The organism is Exiguobacterium sp. s56, assembly GCF_018618255.1.
GTDB classification, from domain to species: Bacteria; Bacillota; Bacilli; order Exiguobacteriales; family Exiguobacteriaceae; genus Exiguobacterium; species Exiguobacterium chiriqhucha.
Genome location: NZ_JACSLR010000038.1, coordinates 1 through 1,458, shown reverse-complemented (window position 1 = coordinate 1,458; position 1,458 = coordinate 1). Strand labels below are relative to the sequence as shown.

The 1,458-nt window shown below is 47.4% G+C and carries 1 protein-coding gene; it reads left to right on the top strand.

What is annotated here, in order from left to right:
• The first annotated feature begins 92 nt into the window (after window positions 1-92).
• Window positions 93-1,420, top strand: a protein-coding gene (locus KNP71_RS15645; protein ID WP_214831052.1) for an IS3 family transposase whose coding sequence is annotated in 2 segments (ribosomal slippage) — window positions 93-492 and window positions 492-1,420 — 1,329 coding nt in all. Because the reading frame shifts where the segments join, the coding sequence is not laid out codon by codon here.
• Window positions 1,421-1,458: the final 38 nt, after the last annotated feature.

The window sequence follows — 1,458 nt, the reverse complement described above, 5'->3', positions numbered from 1 at the left end:
TAAACTGTACCCTGAGTAGTAGACACTTAAAAAAGTCTATTGCTCAGGTTTTTTGTGTACACTGGACTAAATCATATTGGGAGTGAATTCGAGTGTCGAAGAAGATATTTACGTCAAAAGAAATAGATGCGCTAGCCGCAAATCCTTACGTTAAATCTGTGAGCCCGAAAGGGATCACGTATACCGATGAGTTCAAGGAACTCTTTATAGCACAGACGTTGGAAGGAAAGTTCCCTGTGGAAATCTTCCGGGGATGTGGGTTCGATGTGGAGGTTCTCGGTGAACGGCGTATGAATTCTTGTAAAAACCGCTGGACAAGGGCTTACCGAAAAGATGGTGTAATGGGGCTGCGCGATACACGATCAAGTAATTCAGGACGTTGGAGAGATAGAGAGCTGTCGACAGAAGAAAGGTACGCGAAGCTCGAGGCCGAAAACAAGCTGTTGAAAGCAGAGGTCGAACTATTAAAGGAGATCCGCCTGGCGGAAGGGAGAGGAAAGCTGGACTAAGCGCATCGCAAAAGTATGAGCTGATTCAAGGTGTCATCATCAAGCATAAAATGAAGGGGATGGTCAGCCATCTCTGTCAGGTGTCCGGGGTGTCACGTCAGGGATACCACGCCTATTTCTCGGAACGGAGGAGACAGATCAGACAGGAGCACGAATCGAGAGACATGGCTCTTCGTGACCTTGTTCTGAAGGCGTTCCACTTCAAGAAGCGCAAGAAGGGTGCTAGGCAGATCAAGATGGTGCTATCTGGCCATTTCGGTGTGACGATGAACCTGAAGTGCATCCGACGTATCATGCGGAAATACAACATCGTGTGTCCAATCCGCAAGGCGAAACCATACAAACGGCTCATTAAGGCGACGGCCGAGCACCGGGTGGTGCCGAATCACCTCAAACGCGAATTCAAACAGGGCACGCCCTATAAGGTGCTTCTCACCGATATCACCTACATATTTTACGGGAACGGTAAGCGGGCCTATCTTTCGACCATCGTGGATGGTTCGACCAATGAGGTATTGGCGCATCAACTCTCTGAGAACATCAATCTCGACATTGTATTGGACACGTTGAAGCGTTTACGGAAGAACCGGAGGATTCGCTTGGACAAGGACGCATTCATCCATTCAGATCAAGGAGGGCACTACACGAGCCCGACCTACCAGAAAGAGGTGAAGCGTATGAAACTAGGTCAATCCATGTCCCGACGGGGCAACTGTTGGGATAACGCCGTCCAGGAATCATTCTTTGGACATTTCAAGGATATCGTCGAGTTAAAGGCCTGTACCACGTTCGATTCACTACAGCGTGAAATCCAAAAAACCATTAACTATTACAACCATCATCGTTATCAATGGAACATGAAAAAGATGACTCCCGTACAGTACAGGAATCATCTCCTTGAAGCAGCATAAGTTTTTTTATTAATGTCCTTTACATGGGGTACAGATTA